We start from the raw sequence: 18464 nt of genomic DNA, 5'->3' as shown, positions 1-18464 counted from the left end.
CCTTCTGGGGAAAGGGCCTACTCGTTGTACTTCGTCAGCGCCCACGCTGGTAGCGTCCTGGCTCTGATGATCGAGCTTCCGGGTGGCAAGGTTTCGCTGCGCGACGAGGGGACGGGGGCGTCGTGGGTCGCGGAGGTGGCGCCGTTCCGGCTGGCTGCCTTCGCGGTGACGCAGGCTCAGTACGCCGGTGAGCCCGGTGGCCCGGGTGGGCTGCCGGTCACCGATGTGTCGTGGCTGGACGCGATCCGGTTCTGCAACGAGTTGTCGGCGGCGGAGGACCTCGTACCGGCGTACGGGCTGGTCGATGGGGATCGCGACGGGGAGCAGGTCAGCTGCGATTGGAACGCGACGGGCTATCGGCTGCCGTCGGAGGCGGAGTGGGAGTACGCCTGCCGAACTGGGGGCCCTGAGCAACGGTATGGCGAACTGGGTGAGATCGCTTGGTACCAGGAGAACTCAGGTGGTCACGTGCACGAGGTCGGCGGCAAGACGCCCAATCGATGGGGCTTCCACGATCTGCTCGGTAACGTGTGGGAGTGGACCTGGGACCTGTTCGATCCTTCGGTCTACGGGCCCTATCGGGTGTTTCGCGGCGGTGGCGCGTACGACCCGCCGCGCGCGTGCCGGGCGTCGTGCCGGCGGAAGAGTCACCCGACTTTCCACATCGACGACCTCGGCTTCCGTCTCGCCCGGAGCGGGCACAACTAGTTCGTCAGCAGCTCAGGAACGCCGGCGGCGGCGAGGGTCTCGGCGATCAGGAGGTGGCCGGCGGCGTTCGGGTGGTCGCCGTCGGAGGCCAGCAGGGTGGTGGCGTCCAGACCGGGTTTCTCGAACGGGCCGAAGATGTCGACGTACTTCGCGCCGTCGGACCGGGCGACGTCGGCGATCGCCGAATTGGCGGCACGGGTGAGGGCGAAGGACGCCTCGATGCCCGCCGGGGTGTAGGAATCGCGGGCGACCTGGCCGTCCTTGAACACGTTCCAGTAGCCGGTGAGCAGCACCGCGGCGCCGGGCCGGAGCGATTGGATCCGGGTCAGGATCTGGTGCAGGTTGGCGGGCAGCCGGCTGAGTTCCTTGGCCACGCAACTGCCTGGTATGACCGGAGTACAGGAAGCTCGGGTGACCTCGTCCTCGTGGTCGGCGAAGTCGTTCGCGCCGATGGTGACCAGGACGAGGTTCGCGGTCTTGACCGCTTCGCTGAGACCCGAGTCCTGGTGTTTCAGCTGGTCGAGCAGGCCGGCCGAGTTCATCCCGCTGACGCCTTGGTTGTCGACGGCAACGGATACGCCGGTGCGCGCGGCGAGCAACCGGCCGTAGAGGCGCGGGAATGCGGTACAGCGGCAGGCAACCCCGGACGCCACCGAGTCGCCCAGGGCAACGACTTTGAGATCGGCGTGCTCGATGGAGTGCAGCGCGGCGGGCGCGACGTCACCGCCCGCGCTGGCCAGACCTGCCACGCAAACCAGCATCGTGACGGCACCCGCGAGCACCTTGCGACCCTTCACGGAAGCCAGTGTGCCCCATTGGCCAGCCACCTGAACGTAGCTCGGCCGTTGAGTCACCAGCTGGTGTTGAGCGGTTTGCCTTCGCTGTAGCCGGCGGCGCTCTGGATGCCGACGACGGCGCGGTGGTGGTACTCCTCCAGGTTCGTGGCGCCGACGTACGTGCAGGAGCTGCGGATGCCGGAGACGATCGAGTCGAGGACGTCTTCGACGCTCGGGCGTTCAGGGTCGAGGTACATCCGGGCGGTCGAGATGCCTTCGCCGAAGAAGCCCTTGCGAGCGCGCTCGAAGGGGGTGTCGTCGGCAGTACGAAGCCGTACCGCCCGGGCCGACGCCATCCCGAAGCTCTCCTTATAGATCCGGCCGTCGCTGTCGCGATGCGGATCGCCGGGCGACTCGTAGGTGCCGGCGAACCACGAGCCGATCATCACGCTGGACGCTCCCGCGGCGAGCGCGAGCGCGACGTCTCGCGGATGCCGCACTCCGCCGTCCGCCCACACGTGCTTGCCGAGCTCGCGGGCTCTGGTCGCGCACTCCAGTACTGCGGAGAACTGCGGCCGGCCGACCGCCGTCTGCATCCGGGTCGTGCACATCGCGCCCGGGCCGACTCCGACCTTGATGATGTCGGCGCCCGCTTCGACCAGATCCTCGACGCCCTCGGCGGTGACCACGTTGCCCGCGACGATGGGCACCTGGGGATCCAGGGCGCGGACGGTTCGCAGTACGTCGAGCATTCGCTCTTGATGGCCGTGGGCGGTGTCGATCACGAGCAGGTCGATGCCGGCGTCGAGTAGCGCCTTCGCCTTCTGCTCGGCGTCACCGTTGATGCCGATGGCGGCCGCTACCCGCAGCTTTCCGCGAGCGTCCAGGGCGGGCTCGTACAGGGTGGCGCGGAGGGCGCGCTGGCGGGTGAGGATGCCGACGATCTTGCCGTCCTCATCGGTGACCGGGGCGAGCCGGTGGTGGCCGTCGTACAGCTGGTTGAACGCCTCTTCGGCCGCGATGCCTGCGGGCAGTCTGAGCGGCTCGCGCGACATGATTCCCTGGAGCTGGGCGTAGCGGTCGACGCCCTCGCAGTCGGCGTCGGTGACCACGCCGACGGCGCGACCGTTCTCGACCACGATCACCGCGCCGTGGCCGCGCTTCGGCAGCAGGTTGAGCGCCTCCCCCACGGTCCCGCTCGGCGCCATCACGAGCGGGGTGTCGTAGATCGGGTGCCGTTCCTTGATCCACGAGACGACCTCGGTCACCACCTCGACCGGGATGTCCTGCGGGATCACCGCCAGCCCACCACAGCGGGCGATCGTCTCGGCCATCCGCCGCCCGGAGACCGCGGTCATGTTGGCGGCGACGATCGGGATCGAGGCCCCACTGCCGTCCTGCGTCGCCAGGTTCACGTCCAGCCGCGACTGGACCGCTGACCTGTTCGGTACCAGGAACACGTCGTTGAACGTCAGGTCCTGCTCCGGCTGCTGCCCGCGTATGAACCGCAAACCACTCACCTCACTACCCAGACGCCAGATCCTCGGAGACTACGGCACCCCCACCCTGCGAACCTATGCGTTCACCGCAGAGGATCAGCGCAGCCGTACGCCGGGATGGTGGCTGGTCAGGCGGTTTCGGTGGGGCCGCCGCCGTAGCCGATCTCGTTGCCGTCGGGGTCGCGGTAGGTGATCTTGCGGACGCCGTTCTCGTACGTCTCCCGCTTCGCCGGCTCGATCCCCCGCTCGGTGATCCCGCCGGTCACCGCGTCGAGATCCTCGACGAACACCGTGATCAGCGCGTGCCCGGCCCGCTCCACCGACTCCTCGATGAAGATGTACCGATGCTCGGCAAGCTCCCAGACCGCCTCGACGTCATTGGGCAAGAAGGCCGGCGCCATCCCGAAGAACCTCTCGTACCAAACAGAAGCCGCCCCGATGTCCTTGACCGGCAACCCAGCAAACAAGTCAACACTCATACGCCGCATTACATCCCACCCCCCGGTCACCCACTTCCGGATCCCGAGAGTTGGCGGGGAGTTTCTGCGTACTACGCGACGCGACCTCCGCCGGCCGGGGCTCGGTGGAGGTGTTGTCGTGGAGGTGGGGGTCAGTGCCAGTTGCTGATGCTGACGTCGTCGGGCGATGGGGCGCCCTTGGTGGTTTCGATGAGGGATTTGAGGCTCAGGAGGAAGCTCGCCCACTTGGTGCTGCAGTGGGCCATGAACTCGACCTGCTCCTTCCAGCCTTCGTGCTTGAAGTGGATGATGGCCCACTCGTCGACCTGCTCGAGGTCCCAGCTGATGTGCGTGCCGATCCACTCCTCGGGACCCTCTACGACCTGCCAGAGGACTCGCTTGTCCGGGACGAGTTCGACGACCTTCATGTCGAAGCCGCCGGGAACGAACTTGAACCCGATCACGCCACCGACCTCACCAGCCTCGCCCTGGGTGTCGGTGGTCCACCAGCCGGCCAGCCCGTCGATGGTGGTCACGGCCGCGTAGACCTCGGCGACCGATGACTTCACTCCGACCCTGTGCAGGATGTCTACCATTTCGTGCCTTCTTCCAAGTCTTGGTTCTTGTTGTGGTTCTTGTCTTGGTTGTCTGCTTGTTTTCTGCGCTGAATCGACTCGGCGATCCGCTTGATCCGCCGGAGCCGCGCCTCCCACACCGCCCCGGCCGCGGACCACAGGCCGTCGACGGCGGTACTCATCGGCTCGGTACCAGCCGAGCGACGTAGGCCCCGAGCAGCGGGACGTAGTGATCCCACCCGGAGAGGTGATCGAGGTACTGCTCCTCGAGCTTCGCCGTCTCCCAGCCCATCTCCCGGAACCCGGTCTCGGTCAGCCGGATCCTGGTCCCGCTGCCCGACGGGGTCAGCTCGAAGGTGACCAGCAGTGAGTCGGCCGCGGTGACGTCCCCCTCGGGATGCACCCACCGGAAGGAGAACAACCGCGGCGGCTCAGCGGCCACCACCACGATCGGGACGACGTTCTCCCGATCCCCCCAGACCAGCTCCCCGACCGCACCGGCGGTCGCCTCGACGTCAGCCCCGTCGGTCCACCACCCCGTGAGGTGCTGGGAACTACTGACAACCTCGAACACCACCTCAGGCGAGGCCTCGACCTGAATCTCCCGCTCGATGCTCCCGAACTCCATGATCCTCCTCCATCTGCAACTAGTGGTTGCACATGACGTTAGCCGGACTTCCGCATTTACGCAACCATTGGTTGCACATGACGGCAAGCCGGGGTTGGCCCCGGAGGAGTTGCCCCCCGGTCTGGGCGGGAGATGGAATCGATCAGGATTGAAGAAGCGGCTGCGGGGCGTGGCTTCCTAACATGAGGATCACCTCATCGGATCACCTGGACGGACGGACTCCCCCATGAACAGCACGCAGAAGAAGGCCTCGCCCTCGCAGAGCAAGTCGTTCGACGGCTTCACCGCCGACGAACGGAGCGCGATGAAGGAGCGCGCGCGGGAACTCAAAGCGGCAGAAAGTGGCGCCAAGGCGGAAGCCGCCGTGCTGGAGAAGATCGCCGAGATGCCGGAAGGCGAACGTGTGATGGCCGAGCGGATCCACGCCATCATCAAGGCCAGCGCGCCCGAACTCGCGCCGAAGCTCTGGTACGGGATGCCCGCCTACGCCAAGGACGGCAAGAACGTCTGCTTCTTCCAGCCGGCGGAGAAGTTCGGGTCGAGGTACAGCACGTTCGGCTTCAACGACCCGGCGAACCTCGACGACGGCGCGATGTGGCCGGTCGCCTACGCGTTGACGAGCCTCACCCCCGCCATCGAGAAGCAACTCGCCGCCCTCATCCAGCAAGCCGTGAGCTGAACGAGGACCGGCGAGCAGGGACGAGCGGCGGCGAGCGTAGTACGAGCTGCGGTGCGGTCTGCCTGCGGTCACCTGGTCGCCATCCGCGTCGGCGAGAACTACGCAGATCGCGTACTTACCTAGTTGAAAGACTGGGGGCCGAAGCGGGCGACGGCTACCACCGCGGCGAGGGCCAGGTAGGTCGCGTTCAGCAAGGCGTGTTTGGGCTCGTGGCGGCGGGCGGTGACGATGGCGGCGCCGATCATGATCGTCCCGAGGCCGACCGCGGCCAGGGGTACCAAGATCGGCGCGACGCCGAGCGCGGCCGGTAGGATCAGGCCCGCGGCGCCGAGGAGTTCGACTGCTCCGAGGACCTTGACAAAGGCTGGGCTGAAGTCCAGGACCCAGCCGCCGCCGGGGGCCTCGGCGAGCTTCTGGCGGGGGATGAACAGCTTGGTGGAGCCCGCGAGGAGGAAGACTGTCGCGAGCAGGCCCGCGATGATCCACAGGGCGAGATTCATGTTTTTCTCCTGTCGGTGTTACCTCGACCCGTCCGGGCCTGTCATCACCCATGACGGGATTCGCCGGCAGGAGGTAACACGATGACTGGAGCTGGTCCGGACGACGCCGTGACGGCGGCCTTCGAGGAGCAGCGCGGGCGCCTCGTGGCGATGGCCCACCGGATGCTCGGTTCGCGGGCGGACGCCGAGGACGCGGTACAGGAGGCCTGGCTGCGCCTCGCGCGGCAGGACCCGACCTCGATCGACAACCTCGCGGGCTGGCTGACCACCGTCGTCGGCCGGGTCTGCATCAACGTGCTGCGCGCCCGCAAGACCAGGCCCGAGACGCCGTACGACGACCAGCTGCCCGAACTCGTGGTGACCGAAGAGTCCGCCGAGGACACCGCGGTACTGGCCGACTCGGTCGGACTCGCGCTCCTGGTGGTGCTCGACACCCTCAGCCCGTCCGCCCGACTCGCGTTCGTGCTGCACGACCTGTTCGCGGTGCCGTACGACGAGATCGGTCAGATCCTCGGGAAGTCCACCGACGCCACCAAGATGCTCGCCAGCCGCGCCCGCCGCAAAGTCCAGGGCACCCCACCACCGGCCGACGACCGCCGCCGGCAACGCGCAGTCGTCGACGCCTTCCTCACCGCAGCCCGAACCGGCGACTTCGAAGGTCTGCTCCGCGTACTCGACCCTGACGTCACCTGGCGCACCCACACCGCCCGCGGCGTGATCGTCCGGCTGGGCGCCACCGAGGTCGTGGCCAAGGCCCAGCGCGGAATGCACACCAAGCTCACCGCAAGCAACGTCCTGGTCAACGGCAACCCCGGAATCATCGCCTGGGACGCGAACGACGAACCCCGCGTCGTGATGGCCTGCACCGTCGTCGACGGCCGCATCGTCGAGATGCTGTCGATCACCGACCCCGACCACCTGGCGGCGATGAACCTCCCGAAACGCTCCGCCTGAGGACGTCGCTTCCGCGTGATCGCGACCTCGGGTGTTTACAATTTGTCAGCACTGCACTACGCACAGAGATAGACCCCCGCCCTCAGGTCTCTTGACGCAATCGGAGGACGGGCAATGGCGGATGCGAGTTCAACCACGTCGATCGCACGGACGGCGGGTGCTTGTGCGCTCATCGTCGCCGCGATCCAGTACGTCGTACTGGAAGCGGTGACGGCGGCGGCGTGGGACAACCCGACGTACAGCTACGCCCACAACAACATCAGTGACCTCGGAGTGCCTTCTTGCGGAGGCAAAGTCGATGGCCGGGTCATCTGCTCGCCCCTGCACACGGTGATGAACACCGGCTTCATCGTGCAAGGCGTCTTGTTCGCCCTGGCGGCGTTGCTGCTGTTCCGCCTGCTGCCGGGTCCTCGGCAGTGGATCTACCCAGTCCTGGCGGTCGTACACGGGATCGGCTTCACGCTGGTCGGCCTGTTCCACGGGTCCCCGGAAGCAGGGATGGACGGCTCGATGGCGGTGCACATCTTCGGCGCGGCCCTCCTCATCCTCGGCGGCAACGCAGCCGCGATCGTCGTCGGCCGCCAACTGCTCAACACCCACAAGCGACTGGGCCTCACCGGCATCACCCTCGGCGCCCTCGGCCTCCTCTCCCTGGTCGTGATGGGAGCAACGAGCGGCCACCAAATCTCATCAACCTTCGAACGCGGCTCGGTCTACACCTTCATAGCCGCCCAGCTAGTCGCCGGAATCGCCCTCCTGGCCCGGCACCGCTCAGCAACCCCCGTCGCCACCAACCCCACCCCAGCCAGAGCCGGCGGGTAAAAGAAATCGTCATGCACTGAAGTTGTCGAAAGTGGACTAACTACATGTTGGACACCTGAGAAAGCGCCCTGCATGCTCTTGCTAATGGACACCAATGAGCTCATCTCGACATCGGTCGGCGATGCACGCGTTGCGTGGTACACAAAGCGAGGATTTACATAAGGGTAAATCCTCCCGCGGCTGCGCTCACTCCGGGACTCACTGGCCATCTGATCGAGATCGTCGTCGACGTCGGTACACCAAGGAATTCCCGCGAAGAAGAGGTGCCCGCTCACGGCGGGCACCCCCTCAAAATCAGCCGAGGTTGCAGTGAGGCTGGAACGAGTAGAGGCCGGTCGCCCCGCCGCGGATCTGCATACACGGGTTGAAATTGGCCCAGCCGAGGTTGAATTTGAATTGCTGCGCCTGTCGGACTTCCCAGCCAACGTTATGGACGTACTTGGACCCGAGGCCTTCGTACTTTATCCCCTTGTAGCCCTGCCCACCCTGACCGGACAGGTTGTAGGAGGTAATTGTCGATCCGTTCGAGCACCAGGTAGCTGTCATCCAGGTAGAACCAGTTTTGATCCACACGTCGTACCAGTCGTGGTACTTATACACATACCAGCAGCCTCCGGCAGCAGTCGAGGGACCCATCGCTTTGAGTTGCTGCTTGGTCGGGGTCACCTTCGAGGTCCTGGTCTCGACCTCGACTGCTTTCCACTGCGACGTTCGGGCCGCGAACATCACCTGCTGGTGTTCCGAAAGTGCGGCGAACGCGATGGCCGCATCTGGAGCGCTGTACACAGACTGGGCGATTTCGTCACTGCTCGGCCCCGCGACAGCGCCGGCGGAGGCATTTGGTACGACGGCAACGCCTGCGACGAGCGCCGTGAACGCGGCTGCGATACCCATCCGAATCCTTGATCGAGAAGTCACTGCTTTCCCTTACGCTTGACGGACTCGCGCACCGGGCGGAGCGCGAGTCCGTCAATATTGGGCATGCAGTGCTTGCCAGGTCACGCATTCGTCTTGGATTTAATGGTCGCGCGGGCACGGCCACAAGAGCCGAGTCAAGGATTCAACTACCACTAAATCTTGCTACGCTGCACCCACCAAGAGGCACACTGGCCGACACGTTGATGCCAGCGCCTCCTGGCCAGGCGGGCGTCTCGCCCTCAAGTCAGCTACAAACGGCAGGCGGAGTGGACCTGTCAGTTGCGACGGCCGAACTCGCGTATCGGGCATCAATTATCACCAGCGCCGGAATAGCGGCAGCTGTACAGGATTTGAGTCCGTACTCCCGACAGTCTTCCGTTGGCCGAGATTGTCATTGTCGATTGCGCACCGCGTTCCGATCGTCAGTTACGGTGCCCGTGCGGCGGCGACGCTCTGGGAGGAGCGAGCCGTTGGGGAGATGCTGTAGGTCAACTGCTCGGTAGGACTCGTAGCAGAGTCTTGGAAGCCCTCGAGCTACCCGGCACGACCACCACACTGGCTGCAGCTCTTGGTCTGTCGCCTGCCGGCGTGAGTCAGCATCTCGCTAATGGAAGCCGCCGGTCTGGTCACTTCCTGGCGCGATGGCCGGCCTGTCAGATATCGCCACACCGACATTGCGCCTCTCCTTTTGACTGCTCACAAGCAGCTGAGCACTCGAAGACGCGGCCGCGCCGCGTGCGATTGAGCAAGGTCACTTGCCTATCGATGCGACCGGGCTAACCGGACCTCGTCGCGGTGCTGGCACGCATCCTGCGCCGCATCGCCTGGATCGACCCGTCACTGGATCACCATCACGGCCGGCCTGCACTCGGTACTGCGCCCTTATGAGCCGCTGTCGACTCGGAGAGAGTGCCGCGGGAAGGCAGTTTTCGTCAGCTCCTCGGAGACCTCCCATAGGCGGTGTGCCACCTCGGAGTCCTGCGCCCTCGACGAGCGGCCGACCAGCTTCGGTTTGCCGCGCGACTCCATGAAGCCGTTCGGGCCGGCGTAGCTGTTGCCCGGAAGATCCGCGACGGCCGCATACAGCGTGGGCAGAGCGCCGGCGTCGTCGCTCTGCGCGAAAAGGCCGACCATCGCCTTCTGGACGAGGTAGCGCGCCCGGCGCCGGCCGTCGAACCTCACTAGATTCGTGGCCGACGCGCCGGGGTGCGCCGCGGTCGCTATCACCGGTGAGCCGGCCTCGGCGAGACGCCGCTGGAGTTCCGAGGTGAACAGCAGGTTGGCGAGTTTGGACTGCGCGTAAGCAGCCATCGCCCGGTACCGCTTGTGCTCCCAGTTGAGGTCGCCGAAGTCGACCGAGCCCATCCGGTGGCCGCCGGAGGAGACGGTGACGACCCGTTCCCGGATTCGCGGCAGGAGCAGGTTCGTCAGTGCGAAGTGTCCCAGGTGGTTGGTCCCGAGCTGCAACTCGAAGCCATCGGCCGTACGGGACAGCGGCGGGATCATCACGCCCGCATTGTTGATCAGCACATCGACAGGCTCGGTGAAGTCCCAGGCGAACTCACGGACCGAGGCAAGGTCGGCAAGGTCGAGCCGCCGGACCTCGACATGGCCGGTCATCGCAGCGGCGGCCTCGCGGCCCTTCTCGGGGTTGCGCACGGCCAGCACGACGTGGGCGTCTGCGGCGGCGAGGGCGCGGGCGGCGGCGCGACCGATCCCACTGTTCCCGCCGGTGACGACGACGGTGCGCCCAGCCATGGATGGTATGTCCGAGACACTGAATGTTGTCATGAGCTACAAAGTAGTCACTGACAACTATGTTGTCAACGGACACACTGTCCGCTATCGTGCGCCCTGTGCCAGATGCGACCGACGAGCGGCCCTACCACCACGGGAAACTTCGGACCGCCCTGCTGGACGCGGCTGAGCGCCGCCTGCGGGAGCACGGCGCCGACCAGTTGTCGCTGCGCGATCTGGCCCGGGAGATCGGCGTCAGCCACGCCGCGCCGCGCCGGCATTTCCCGGACCGTCAGGCACTGCTCGACGGGCTCGCCGAAGCCGGGTTCACCCGGCTGGACACCACCCTGCGCACTGCGTTGGCAGGCACGGACGAAGACTTCCCGTCACAGTTGCTGGCCACCATGACGGCGTACGCCCGCTTCGCCACCGACAACGCCGCGCTCCTCGAGCTGATGTACACGAGCAAACACCGGCCGGGTGCCACGCAGATCATCAAGGCCGCCGAAGCCCCGTTCGAGCTGATGAGGGATCTGATCGTGCAAGGACAGGCTCAGGGCGCGCTCCAGACCGGCGATCCCGAGCGGATCGGGATCGTCCTGTTCGCGACTGTCCAGGGCATCGCCACGATCATCAACGGCGACATCGTCAATCCGGACCTCCTCGACGGTCTCGTGGAGACCGCGGTCGAACAGTTCCTGCGAGGAGCCCGCCCGCTCGCGTAGTGCAGTGGCCCGCTGCCGGCATCTCGCGCGCGCTTGCCAAACGCTCATGGCAGGATCAGCCAGGTGCAGATCGGGATGCTGGGATCATTCGAAGTTCGCCTAGGCGACGGCGTCTTCGCCGACGTACCGGGTGCGCGGCTTCGCGGGCTGTTGATCGCGCTCGCACTCAACCCAGGCCACCTGGTCCCGAAGGCGACGCTGGTCGACTGGATCTGGGGTGAGCATCCGCCCGCCGAAGCCACGAATGCCTTGCAGCGCTTGGTTTCCCGGCTGCGGAAGGCGCTGCCGGCCGGGGTGGTCGAGGGGCAGCCGGGCGGCTACCGGTTGACGGTGGCACCGGACGACGTGGATGCCGTGCAGTTCGAACGCCTCGTCGGTCAGGCCCGCAACGAAGAGGGCCTGCGGCAGGTACGGCTGTTGCGCGAGGCCCTCACCCTGTGGCGTGGTGCGGCGTGTGCGGATGTCGGTCTGGAGGACAGCGCAGCGTTCGACGCGGCGGTGACCCGGCTTGAGGGGCTACGCCTGACAGCAATGGAAGATCGGTTCGAAGCCGAAGTCAGCCTCGGCCAAGGTGCGGAGCTGGTCCCGGAACTGACCGACGCGGTGACTGCGCATCCGGTGCGAGAGCGACTGGTTGCCGCGCTGATGCGTGCCCTCGCGACAGCCGGTCGCGACAGCGAGGCACTACTCGTGTACGAGCGTACGAGGGAAGCCCTGGCCGATGCGCTGGGTGTCGACCCCTCGCCGGAGTTGTCGGGCTTGCACGTCGCGTTGCTGCGGGGCGAGTTGGGCCGGCGAGAGGAGACCCAGAAAACCAACGTACGTGCGGAGCTCACGAGTTTCGTCGGCCGGGAGGCTGATGTCGCCGCCGTCCGCGCACTCATCTCCGAGCATCGGCTGACCACCCTGATCGGCTCGGGTGGTTCGGGCAAGACCAGGCTGGCCACGGAAACCGTGCGGACGATGAGCGGCGACCTGCCGGACGGGATCTGGCTGGTCGAGTTCGCCCCCGTCGGCACCGACGGTGACGTGGCGCAGACGGCGCTGGCCGGACTCGGGCTCAGAGACGCCCTGCTGGGCGCGTCACCGAGCTCGGATCCCGTGGACGGGCTGATCGCTGCGCTGCGCGATCGGGAGATGCTGCTGATCCTGGACAACTGTGAGCATCTGATCGAGTCGGTGGCGGCGCTGGCCGAACGCGTGCTCGGGGAGTGCCGGCGGCTGCGGATCCTGGCGACCAGCCGGGAACCGCTCGGCATCACCGGTGAGGCGTTGTGGCAGGTCGAGCCGCTGGCCCTGCCGACCGGTGCCGGCCTGGCCGAGGTCGCGTCCTCGCCGGCGCTCCGGTTGCTGCAGGACCGGGCCGGCGCGGTACGCAAGGACATCGGGATCGACGAACGCACCAAGGCATTGATGGTGCGGATCTGCCGGGCGCTGGACGGAATGCCGCTGGCGATCGAGCTCGCTGCCGCCCGGTTGCGCACCATGACCATCGAGCAACTGGCCAACCGGCTGGACGACCGATTCCGGCTGCTGACCAGCGGGAGCCGTACCGCGTTGCCGCGACACAAGACGCTGCGCGCGGTGGTCGACTGGAGCTGGGAGTTGCTCACCGATGCCGAGCGGACGGTACTGCGCAGGTTGTCGGTGTTCTCGGGCGGAGCGGGCCTGGAGGCAGCCGAGCACGTCTGCGTCGGCCCCTCCAATGAGCAAGATCGGCCCGTCGAGCGAGACGAAGTACTGGAGTTGCTCACCTCGCTGGCCGAGAAGTCGCTGCTGGTCACCGCGGGCGACGGGGCCCCGCGCTATCGGATGCTCACCACGATCAAGGAGTACGCCGCGGATCGGCTCGCCGAAGCGGGCGAATCAGACCGGACCCGGCAGGCGCACCTCAGCTACTTCACCGAGCTCGCCGAGACCGCAGAGCCACATCTGCGCCGCGCCGACCAACTGGAATGGCTCGCCACGCTCGAGGCCGACCACGACAACCTCAGCGCCGCGCTGCGGGGGGCGATCGCGGCCGGCGACGCACAGGCGGCGATGCGGCTCGCCTCCGCCGCCGGTTGGTACTGGTGGCTGGGCGGGCGCCGGACCGAAGGCCTTGAGTTGCTGATCGCGGCCGCCAACCTCCCGGGCGAGGTGTCCGACGACGTCCGCGCCATGACGTACGGGCTGGTGGTGCTCTACGTGACCTCCGGGCAAGGCGACGAACACCTGGGCGCGGAGTGGATCCACAAGGCGTATCGGTTCAGCCAGCTCAGCCGGAGCGACAATCCGCTGCTGGCATTCGCGATCCCGCTGGAACGCCTCCTACAGGCACCGGAGGAAGCAGTGCCCGCGTTCGAGTCGTTGCTGGACAGCGATGACCCCTGGGTACGCGCCATGGCACGGTGGCAGGTCGTCAAGATGCGCGCCATCTTCGGCCAGGACGGCCCGGATGCGGAGGTCGAGTTGGAGCTGGCGCTCGCGGAGTTCCGGACGCTCGGCGAACGGTTCGGGATGTTCTTGGTCCTGTCCGAGCTGGCGAGCCAGCTTGCCCAGCGGGGTGAACTCGCCAGAGCCTGCGAGTACTACGACCAGGCGGACGCAGCCCTCAGCGAGCTCGGCGCCGTCGAGGATGTCATCGAGGTGCGGACCCAACAGGCCCTGCTGTATTGGCTCAACGGCGATCGCGACGCCAGCGCCGCCACCATCGCCGCCGCCGAGCGAAGTGCCGACGGTGTCACCTGGCCGTACGCGCTGGTCTCCTTGGCGCTTGCCAAGGCGAGCCTTGCTCGCCTGGGCGGCCACGCCGAGGAGGCCCGCCGTCAGCTCGGCCTCGCGACCGCCCTCTTGGGCGATATCTCGGAGCAGGCGAACCTTCGCGCACAGATCCACAACCTGCACGGCTACCTGGCCGACGATCTCCGGGAGTCCCGTACCCATCGCGTGGCTGCCTGGCAGGCGGCGTCCGAGCTGGGACACCCATTCCTGCTCGGCCCGATCCTCGTCGGGTTCGCGGACCTGGCAGTTCGCCTCGATCAGTACGAACTGGCGGGGCGGTTGCTCGCGGCCAGCGTCGGCATCCGGGGGCTGGCGGATCTCTCGCAATCGGATGCGGCCAGGATCGAGCTGGACGTGCGACATCACCTCGGCGAAGCACGATTCGCCGAGGTGACGCAGGAAGGTACGCAGGCGGACTGGTCTCACCTGGTCGAGGCCACGCTCGCTTCGTGAGCCGCGCGCTGGATGGTGACGTCGCCGTGCCGGGTGCGGGCGTGGACCGACACCTTGGCGTCGGCCGGGCCCGGCTCGGCCTGCGAGGAAACGAAGTTGTGCACCGCCCCGCGCTCGCTGTTGACGTCGGTGGAGACAGCGGTGCCCTCGCTGATACCGACCTCGATGTTTCCTGAGCCGTTCAGCAGCTTCGCCTGACCGTCCGTCATCCGGCCGATCCGGATGGCACCGCTGGCTGTCGTGGCGGTGACGTTGCCGTCGGCGCGGTCGATGTCGAAGTCGCAACTGCTGCTGCCGAGATCGAGGTCTGCCGAGGCGTGGCCGATCCAGGTCTGCCCGCCAGTGGCCGAGAGCCCGACCGGACCCTCGACCTCGCCGATCCGCAGCGCGAACGCCCCGCCGTCGATCTTGGCGGGTCCGGCGATGTGGCCGATCGCGACCTCACCGGAGGCGATGTTCGCCTGCAGCGCGTCGATGCGTTCCAGCTGGACCTGACCCGATGCCATGTGCACCGCGCACTCGCCGAACGAGCCGTCGGCGTGCACGGCCGAGTGGGCCAGGTACGCAACCAGGCTGGAGCCGGTAGGCAGGTCGATCGTGATGGCGACCGACCCGGACTTGTTCCCGGAGACGGTCGTTTTGACCGACAGCTGGCCGTCGGCGAATTCGACCTTGGTCTTGTCGGCCACCTTGACATCCGACTTGTTCGTTTCGTCGATGGGTTCGACCAGGACGACGGTGTCGGTCCGGTCGCTCGCAGTGACCCGCACCTGGGCTCCCCCGACCTCCACGGTCGCGACGATGGGCTCTGGCGTGGCGAATGTGGGCATGGCGATTCTCCTTGTATCTCGTACGTGAGGTGTTGGTGGGGAGGGAGCTTGTCCGAACGGCCTCAGCTGATCTTGCGCCGGTAGGAACGAATGGCGAGGACGTAGCCGAGGACGAGGATGCCGAGGCACCAGGCGAGTGCGGACCAGATGTCGTTGCCGACCGGTTGCTGTGCGAACAGGTTCTGGATCGTGTTGACGATCGACGTGACCGGCTGGTTCTCGGCGAAGAAGCGCACGGGACCCGGCATGGTGTCCGTGGGGACGAAGGCCGAACTGATGAATGGCAGGAAGATCAGCGGGTAGGAGAATGCGGCAGCACCGTCCACGGTCTTCGCTGACAGGCCGGCGAGAACTGCGATCCAGGTGAGCGCCAGGGTGAACAGCGCCAGGATTCCGGCAACAGCCAGCCACGCCAGTACGCCTGCCGAGGTACGGAATCCCATCACGAGGCCGACCAGCACGATGATGACGACCGTGAGCCCGTTGGCCACCATCGAGGTCACAACATGGGCCCACAACACTGACGACCGTGCGATCGGCATGGAGTGGAATCGCTCGAAAATGCCGCTCTGCATGTCGGTGAACAAACGAAAGGCGGTGTAGGCCAGACCCGACGCGATCGCGATCAGCATGATCCCGGGGAGCAGGTAGTTGACGTAGTTGTCGGTGCCCGTCTCGATGGCCCCGCCGAGCACGTAGACGAAGAGCAGCATCATGGCGATCGGCGTGACCGCGGTCGTGATGATCGTGTCGACACTGCGGAAGATGTGACGCATGGAGCGGCCCAGCAAGACGGCCGTGTCCCCGAAGAAATGTGTGGTCATGACTGGTCCTTACTCGTGGCGTCCTTGCCGTCGTTCCCGACGAGCGCGAGGAAGATGTCTTCCAGGGTCGGCTGCTTCTCGACGTACTCGACCTTCGCCGGCGGGAGGAGTTGCCTCAGCTCGGCGAGAGCGCCGTTCGCAATGATCCTGCCCTCGTGGAGGATGGCGATCCGGTCTGCGAGTTGCTCGGCCTCGTCGAGGTACTGCGTGGTGAGCAGAACGGTGGTGCCCTGCTTGGCGAGCTCCTTGACTACCTGCCACACCTCGAGGCGTCCTTCGGGGTCGAGCCCCGTGGTCGGCTCATCGAGGAAGATCACCTTCGGCTGCCCGATCAGGCTCATGGCGATGTCCAGGCGACGGCGCATGCCTCCTGAATACGTCGCCGCCCGCCGCGACCCCGCATCGGTGAGGTTGAAGCGGGCGAGAAGCTCGTCCGCCACCTGGCCGGGGGCTTTCAGATGCCGCAGCTTGGCAACCAGCACCAGGTTCTCCCGACCGGTGAGGATCTCGTCGACCGCGGCGAACTGTCCGGTCAGACTGATGGACTCCCGGACTCGGAGCGGCTCCGCCGCAACGTCGAATCCATTGACGACGGCGGTGCCGGCGTCCGATTTCAGCAGCGTGGACAGGATCCTCACGATCGTGGTCTTACCTGCTCCGTTCGAGCCGAGCAGGGCGAAGATGCTGCCCGGTGCCACCTCGAAGTCCACGCCCCGCAGGACGTGCAACTCCTTGTAGGACTTCTCTAGGTTCTGCACCCGGATCGCAGGCTCGCGGACCGGCAGCTCGGATGCTGCATTCGCTGTACTAGTCATGTGACTACCATCGCGGCCGCCCCTGACACGCCTCCGCCACGCCCCTGACACGGCGTTCTCCCTCATTGCGCAGAGCGTGGCGTAGACGCTCAGACATGCGGTTCAGGCCGCGGACATGGTCCGTCCGCGCCCGCAGCTGATCGAACGCCTGTTGCGACGGTCTGAAGCTAGCTGGCGCGGTGGTCGTTGAACACTCTGAGGAAACGTCGCAGCCCGGCTAGGTCGCCTTCCGCGGTGGCGTCCCCGGATCGGATGACGTCGTCCAGTTCGTGTCCGTCGAACACGAGGCTTTGGATTGTGCGTACTCCAGTGGTGAGGACGGCGTCGGCGGCTGCTTCGCCCCGGACTGCCTCGAGCCTGCCGTTGTTGACGACGAGGTGGAATGCGTCACCGGGTAGCTGAAGTTGGATGGAGCCGCGATAGTCGCCCGCCGCGGTGGGGGTGAACGTGGTGCGCAGCGCGACTATCAGCGCATCCGGGCTGAGCTCCGAAGCCGAGTCCGGCAGCGGCGGCAAGGGGCTGCCCCATCGCCCGAGCGCCAGCAGCACCGGTTCGAGCGCTCGTCCGTGGTCAGTGAGCGTGTAGACCAGACCGGCGCCCGGCGGGAGCGCTCGCTGCCGGGTCAGTACACCGGAGTCCTCCAGTTCGCGTAGCCGCTGCGTCAACACGTTCTGGCTCATCCCGGGCAGCCCACGGTGCAGGTCGGCGAAACGCTTCGGCCCGAACAACAGTTCGCGGACCACCAATAACGCCCACCGCTCACCCACCAGGTCCAAGGCACGGGCGATACCGCAGAGGTCGCGATAGCTACGCATATCCCCAGCATACTTCCCATCAAGGACTCTTTGCTCCTAAAGTAGGAGTAACTACTTGGAAAGGATCAACATGACGCACGTGACCTCAGCTGATGGCACGACAATCGGATACGACCGCCTGAGCGACGACGGCCCCGCGCTGGTGCTCGTCGGCGGCGGTCTCGACGACGGCGCCGAGAATGTCCCGCTGGGTGACTGGCTGGCCGCGACGTTCGCCGTGGTCAACTATCGGCGCCGCGGGCGTGGAGACAGTGGCGACACCGCGCCGTACGCGGTGGAACGCGAGGTCGAGGACCTCGCAGCTGTTATCGACGCGGTCGGAGGCCGGGCCCACGTGTTCGCTGCGTCCTCCGGCGGCGCGCTCGCGCTGGAGGCAGCCGCCGCCGGCGTGCCTATCGACAGGATCGCCACTCATGAGGTGCCCTACCTGCTGGGCGACGAGCAGGTCGCGAGCTGGCGGGCCTACGTCGACGACCTCGGCACCGCGCTGGACGCCGATGACCGCGCCCAGGCGCTGAGGTTGTTCATGAGGCTGGCCGGTTCCTCGGAGGAAGACATCGCGGGCGCCGAAGCGGCCGCGGTATGGCCGGCGCTGGTGGCGCTCGCGCCGACGCTGCGGTACGACGCCGCTTGCCTCGGCGACGGCCCACCACCCGCTGCTCGACTGGCGAAGGTGGTTCAGCCTGTGCTGCTGAGCACCGGCGCGACCGTGGACCCACACTCAGCCGGATTGCCGTTCGACTTCTTCGGCGCCGCCGCCGACGCGGCCGCCGCATGCCTGCCAGACGCCCACCGGCTCACCATCGAGGTCGCCGGGCACGTCGCTGATCCACAACTCCTAGGTCCGTTCCTGTCGCGGTTCTACACGGACTAAGGCACCACGACAAACCACATCACCACAGCGCAGAGGTTCAGGCGCTGTCGAAACTCACCATCAAACGCTCTCGAAACTCACCATCGCAACCATGAAGGCGACCGGCGCTAG

General features: G+C 66.6%; 20 protein-coding genes. 7 read left to right on the top strand and 13 right to left on the bottom strand.

The genetic code is table 11. The features are described from left to right. Positions 1–66 precede the first annotated feature (66 nt). On the top strand, positions 67–708 hold the full coding sequence (locus G3I17_RS29500) for an SUMF1/EgtB/PvdO family nonheme iron enzyme (protein WP_164600890.1): 642 nt from the start codon (positions 67–69) through the stop codon (positions 706–708). Here G3I17_RS29500 and G3I17_RS29495 read toward each other — a convergent pair. The 6 genes from G3I17_RS29495 to G3I17_RS29470 form a co-directional block, all read right to left on the bottom strand. Next, a complete protein-coding gene (locus tag G3I17_RS29495; protein WP_164600889.1) occupies positions 705–1505 on the bottom strand; it encodes an SGNH/GDSL hydrolase family protein in 801 nt (266 codons plus the stop codon). The two genes, G3I17_RS29500 and G3I17_RS29495, sit on opposite strands and share 4 nt — an antisense overlap. A 53-nt stretch (positions 1506–1558) precedes the next feature. After that, positions 1559–2995, bottom strand: a complete 1437-nt coding sequence (locus G3I17_RS29490; protein ID WP_164600888.1) for a GuaB1 family IMP dehydrogenase-related protein — start codon at positions 2993–2995, stop codon at positions 1559–1561. Positions 2996–3111: 116 nt separating this feature from the next. Next, the gene (locus G3I17_RS29485) at positions 3112–3462 is read right to left on the bottom strand and encodes a VOC family protein (RefSeq protein WP_164600887.1); all 351 of its coding nucleotides are present in this window, start codon (positions 3460–3462) and stop codon (positions 3112–3114) included. A gap of 131 nt (positions 3463–3593) precedes the next feature. Then, positions 3594–4037, bottom strand: coding sequence for an SRPBCC domain-containing protein (locus G3I17_RS29480; RefSeq protein ID WP_164600886.1), 444 nt, complete (start codon positions 4035–4037; stop codon positions 3594–3596). Beyond that, the gene (locus tag G3I17_RS29475) at positions 4031–4198 is read right to left on the bottom strand and encodes a hypothetical protein (protein ID WP_164600885.1); all 168 of its coding nucleotides are present in this window, start codon (positions 4196–4198) and stop codon (positions 4031–4033) included. Before G3I17_RS29475 ends, G3I17_RS29480 begins: the two co-directional genes overlap by 7 nt. After that, a complete protein-coding gene (locus G3I17_RS29470; protein ID WP_164600884.1) occupies positions 4195–4644 on the bottom strand; it encodes an SRPBCC domain-containing protein in 450 nt (149 codons plus the stop codon). Before G3I17_RS29470 ends, G3I17_RS29475 begins: the two co-directional genes overlap by 4 nt. 226 nt (positions 4645–4870) lie before the next feature. Here G3I17_RS29470 and G3I17_RS29465 point away from each other — a divergent pair, with 226 nt between their 5' ends. Beyond that, positions 4871–5323, top strand: a complete 453-nt coding sequence (locus G3I17_RS29465) for a DUF1801 domain-containing protein (protein ID WP_164600883.1) — start codon at positions 4871–4873, stop codon at positions 5321–5323. A 119-nt stretch (positions 5324–5442) separates the two neighbouring features. On the opposite strand, the gene G3I17_RS29460 is transcribed toward G3I17_RS29465, so the two are convergent. After that, positions 5443–5823 carry a DoxX family protein gene (locus G3I17_RS29460; RefSeq protein WP_164600882.1) on the bottom strand — a complete coding sequence of 127 codons (381 nt, stop codon included), beginning with the start codon at positions 5821–5823 and terminating at the stop codon, positions 5443–5445. A gap of 81 nt (positions 5824–5904) precedes the next feature. Here G3I17_RS29460 and G3I17_RS29455 point away from each other — a divergent pair, with 81 nt between their 5' ends. Together G3I17_RS29455 and G3I17_RS29450 are read left to right on the top strand one after the other, a co-directional pair. After that, complete coding sequence (locus tag G3I17_RS29455; protein WP_164600881.1) at positions 5905–6777, top strand: sigma-70 family RNA polymerase sigma factor; 873 nt, start codon at positions 5905–5907, stop codon at positions 6775–6777. Positions 6778–6891: 114 nt separating this feature from the next. Continuing rightward, positions 6892–7599 carry a DUF998 domain-containing protein gene (locus tag G3I17_RS29450; RefSeq protein WP_164600880.1) on the top strand — a complete coding sequence of 236 codons (708 nt, stop codon included), beginning with the start codon at positions 6892–6894 and terminating at the stop codon, positions 7597–7599. Between the two features lie 294 nt (positions 7600–7893). Here G3I17_RS29450 and G3I17_RS29445 read toward each other — a convergent pair whose 3' ends face one another. Continuing rightward, the gene (locus tag G3I17_RS29445; RefSeq protein WP_164600879.1) at positions 7894–8493 is read right to left on the bottom strand and encodes a hypothetical protein; all 600 of its coding nucleotides are present in this window, start codon (positions 8491–8493) and stop codon (positions 7894–7896) included. Between the two features lie 906 nt (positions 8494–9399). Continuing rightward, complete coding sequence (locus G3I17_RS29440; RefSeq protein ID WP_164600878.1) at positions 9400–10308, bottom strand: oxidoreductase; 909 nt, start codon at positions 10306–10308, stop codon at positions 9400–9402. Between the two features lie 65 nt (positions 10309–10373). On the opposite strand from G3I17_RS29440, the gene G3I17_RS29435 reads away from it, so the two are divergent. Both G3I17_RS29435 and G3I17_RS29430 read left to right on the top strand, forming a co-directional pair. Further along, the gene (locus tag G3I17_RS29435) at positions 10374–10979 is read left to right on the top strand and encodes a TetR/AcrR family transcriptional regulator (protein WP_164600877.1); all 606 of its coding nucleotides are present in this window, start codon (positions 10374–10376) and stop codon (positions 10977–10979) included. 75 nt (positions 10980–11054) lie between these two features. Continuing rightward, positions 11055–14195, top strand: a complete 3141-nt coding sequence (locus tag G3I17_RS29430; protein WP_203590936.1) for a BTAD domain-containing putative transcriptional regulator — start codon at positions 11055–11057, stop codon at positions 14193–14195. Here the strand turns inward: G3I17_RS29430 and G3I17_RS29425 are convergent. The 4 genes from G3I17_RS29425 to G3I17_RS29410 form a co-directional block, all read right to left on the bottom strand. Next, positions 14165–15025: a DUF4097 family beta strand repeat-containing protein gene (locus G3I17_RS29425; protein WP_164600875.1), complete on the bottom strand. Its 861-nt coding sequence runs from the start codon at positions 15023–15025 to the stop codon at positions 14165–14167. The two genes, G3I17_RS29430 and G3I17_RS29425, sit on opposite strands and share 31 nt — an antisense overlap. A 62-nt stretch (positions 15026–15087) precedes the next feature. Beyond that, positions 15088–15849 carry an ABC transporter permease gene (locus G3I17_RS29420; protein WP_164600874.1) on the bottom strand — a complete coding sequence of 254 codons (762 nt, stop codon included), beginning with the start codon at positions 15847–15849 and terminating at the stop codon, positions 15088–15090. Continuing rightward, complete coding sequence (locus tag G3I17_RS29415) at positions 15846–16664, bottom strand: ATP-binding cassette domain-containing protein (protein WP_164600873.1); 819 nt, start codon at positions 16662–16664, stop codon at positions 15846–15848. The genes G3I17_RS29420 and G3I17_RS29415 overlap by 4 nt, the downstream gene beginning before the upstream one ends. Before the next feature lie 167 nt (positions 16665–16831). Beyond that, positions 16832–17479, bottom strand: coding sequence for a helix-turn-helix domain-containing protein (locus G3I17_RS29410; protein ID WP_203590935.1), 648 nt, complete (start codon positions 17477–17479; stop codon positions 16832–16834). A gap of 70 nt (positions 17480–17549) precedes the next feature. Between G3I17_RS29410 and G3I17_RS29405 the strand changes: the two genes are divergently transcribed. Next, positions 17550–18353: an alpha/beta fold hydrolase gene (locus tag G3I17_RS29405; protein WP_164600872.1), complete on the top strand. Its 804-nt coding sequence runs from the start codon at positions 17550–17552 to the stop codon at positions 18351–18353. The last annotated feature ends 111 nt before the right edge of the window (positions 18354–18464 follow it).

The sequence above is a fragment of the Streptomyces sp. SID13031 genome (assembly GCF_010548305.1).
In the GTDB taxonomy this organism is placed as follows: Bacteria; Actinomycetota; Actinomycetes; order Propionibacteriales; family Kribbellaceae; genus Kribbella.
The sequence above is the reverse complement of the archived record's forward strand: the minus strand, read 5'-3'. Positions and strand labels throughout refer to the sequence as shown.

What these genes read in the sequence shown, in the direction of transcription:
- G3I17_RS29480 (WP_164600886.1), bottom strand. Translation starts at nt 4,037, where the DNA reads ATGGTAGACATCCTGCACAGGGTCGGAGTGAAGTCATCGGTCGCCGAG.
- G3I17_RS29465 (WP_164600883.1), top strand. Translation starts at nt 4,871, where the DNA reads ATGAACAGCACGCAGAAGAAGGCCTCGCCCTCGCAGAGCAAGTCGTTC.
- G3I17_RS29455 (WP_164600881.1), top strand. Translation starts at nt 5,905, where the DNA reads ATGACTGGAGCTGGTCCGGACGACGCCGTGACGGCGGCCTTCGAGGAG.
- G3I17_RS29405 (WP_164600872.1), top strand. Translation starts at nt 17,550, where the DNA reads ATGACGCACGTGACCTCAGCTGATGGCACGACAATCGGATACGACCGC.
- G3I17_RS29410 (WP_203590935.1), bottom strand. Translation starts at nt 17,479, where the DNA reads ATGCGTAGCTATCGCGACCTCTGCGGTATCGCCCGTGCCTTGGACCTG.
- G3I17_RS29460 (WP_164600882.1), bottom strand. Translation starts at nt 5,823, where the DNA reads ATGAATCTCGCCCTGTGGATCATCGCGGGCCTGCTCGCGACAGTCTTC.
- G3I17_RS29475 (WP_164600885.1), bottom strand. Translation starts at nt 4,198, where the DNA reads ATGAGTACCGCCGTCGACGGCCTGTGGTCCGCGGCCGGGGCGGTGTGG.
- G3I17_RS29440 (WP_164600878.1), bottom strand. Translation starts at nt 10,308, where the DNA reads ATGACAACATTCAGTGTCTCGGACATACCATCCATGGCTGGGCGCACC.
- G3I17_RS29420 (WP_164600874.1), bottom strand. Translation starts at nt 15,849, where the DNA reads ATGACCACACATTTCTTCGGGGACACGGCCGTCTTGCTGGGCCGCTCC.
- G3I17_RS29500 (WP_164600890.1), top strand. Translation starts at nt 67, where the DNA reads ATGATCGAGCTTCCGGGTGGCAAGGTTTCGCTGCGCGACGAGGGGACG.
- G3I17_RS29450 (WP_164600880.1), top strand. Translation starts at nt 6,892, where the DNA reads ATGGCGGATGCGAGTTCAACCACGTCGATCGCACGGACGGCGGGTGCT.
- G3I17_RS29470 (WP_164600884.1), bottom strand. Translation starts at nt 4,644, where the DNA reads ATGGAGTTCGGGAGCATCGAGCGGGAGATTCAGGTCGAGGCCTCGCCT.
- G3I17_RS29415 (WP_164600873.1), bottom strand. Translation starts at nt 16,664, where the DNA reads ATGACTAGTACAGCGAATGCAGCATCCGAGCTGCCGGTCCGCGAGCCT.
- G3I17_RS29445 (WP_164600879.1), bottom strand. Translation starts at nt 8,493, where the DNA reads ATGGGTATCGCAGCCGCGTTCACGGCGCTCGTCGCAGGCGTTGCCGTC.
- G3I17_RS29425 (WP_164600875.1), bottom strand. Translation starts at nt 15,025, where the DNA reads ATGCCCACATTCGCCACGCCAGAGCCCATCGTCGCGACCGTGGAGGTC.
- G3I17_RS29430 (WP_203590936.1), top strand. Translation starts at nt 11,055, where the DNA reads ATGCTGGGATCATTCGAAGTTCGCCTAGGCGACGGCGTCTTCGCCGAC.
- G3I17_RS29485 (WP_164600887.1), bottom strand. Translation starts at nt 3,462, where the DNA reads ATGAGTGTTGACTTGTTTGCTGGGTTGCCGGTCAAGGACATCGGGGCG.